Annotated in this window: 2 protein-coding genes; both read left to right on the top strand. The window is 68.6% G+C overall.

All coding sequences use genetic code 11. The features are described from left to right. A partial coding sequence (locus ACWGDE_RS38990; RefSeq protein WP_453393828.1) for a class I SAM-dependent methyltransferase occupies positions 1-714 on the top strand: 714 nt, incomplete at its 5' end. A 229-nt stretch (positions 715-943) separates the two neighbouring features. After that, on the top strand, positions 944-1,336 hold the full coding sequence (locus ACWGDE_RS38985; RefSeq protein ID WP_453393827.1) for a hypothetical protein: 393 nt from the start codon (positions 944-946) through the stop codon (positions 1,334-1,336). The last annotated feature ends 2 nt before the right edge of the window (positions 1,337-1,338 follow it).

The following is a 1,338-nucleotide window of genomic DNA, read 5'->3' as shown; positions in this document are numbered from 1 at the left end:
GCCTTCGCCGCCGTGGAGGCGGCCACCGACTGGCTGCTCGGGTACCCCTTCGTCTTCCGGACCCTGGCCCGGTGGATCGACAGCCGTCACGTCCTGGTGGACTACGGATGCGGGCCGGGCAAGGTCGCCGACCACGCGGCCCGGGAGCTCGGAGCGAAGGTCCTGGGCGTGGACACCTCCCCGGAGATGCTCGCGCTGGCCCGTGCCTCCGGCACCGCCGTGGCCGAGTACCACCTGGTCGAGGACAACCGGACGATCTGTCTGTCGGACGGCAGCGCCGACGCGGTGATGTGCAACCACGTACTGGCGTCCCTGCCGACCGAAGAGGTCGTCCTCGCGGTCTTCGGCGAGATCCACCGACTCCTGCGCCCCGGGGCCCCGTTCGTACTGCTGGCCACCGATCCCGCGTGCAGCGGCACGGAGTACGCCTCCCTGCGCATCGGCGAGCCGGGCGGGCGGTACGGCCCGGGCGACGAACTGTCCGTACGGCTGCGGCGCACGGACGGATCCTGGCAGGAGATGCGCAACCACGCATGGCCCGTGGACGTCTACCCGGCCCTGCTGGAACGCGCCGGATTCCGGGACGTCGTACAGCACCGCCCCACGGTGGACGAGGCGCTCGGCCTCGTCGACGCGGAGTTCGCCGCCGGCCGTACCTGGGCGGCGGAACGGGCGAACCCGCCCCTGGTGATCACGACGGCATTGGCTGTCTGAGACCGCTCCGGGAGCTCCTCGGCTCGAGGACGCCCTGTTCGGACTGGTCCTGGAGGAATACGAGACACCCGAGTCCGGATCGGGGAATTCCGAGGAGCCGGGAGCCGGAATTACCGGCGCGGGGGTGATGACGTTTCCATCATGACAGGTCAGACGGCGTTTTCGTAGGACTGAGGGCACATCCGATTTCCCTTGTTCGGGGCCCCGTTCGGATCTCAGAATCTCCGTCATGAACTCCTCTTCGCACATCAATCACGACGCCGTACTGCGAGCACGAGTGGCCCTTCTCGCATCGGGGACACTGTCTGCCAAGGAGGAAGTCGCGGCCTGTCGCGTGCTGGTCCACGTGAGTCCGCTCGCCTATCTGCCCCGCCTCGCGGTGGCGTTGTGGGAATACAGCCGCCAGGAATTCTCCGGAGTTCCGGAAACGGCACTGGCACTGCACGCCGAATCCGTCGCCGCGGCCCGGCGCATGTGCGCGATGGAACCCGAACGGACCGATCTGCTCGTCGCCTCGCTGATCCGCTACCGGAAGCAGCTGCTCCTCATGAGCCGGACCGCGGAGGCCCTCGCCGTGGAGAAGGAGATCAGGCTCACCGACGCGTCGGCGGACCTCGACTGACC

The organism is Streptomyces sp. NPDC054956, assembly GCF_053609185.1.
The sequence above is the reverse complement of the archived record's forward strand: the minus strand, read 5'-3'. Positions and strand labels throughout refer to the sequence as shown.

Bases quoted from the DNA above. Each gene is read 5' to 3' on its own strand.
- ACWGDE_RS38985 (WP_453393827.1), top strand. From the start codon at position 944: ATGAACTCCTCTTCGCACATCAATCACGACGCCGTACTGCGAGCACGA.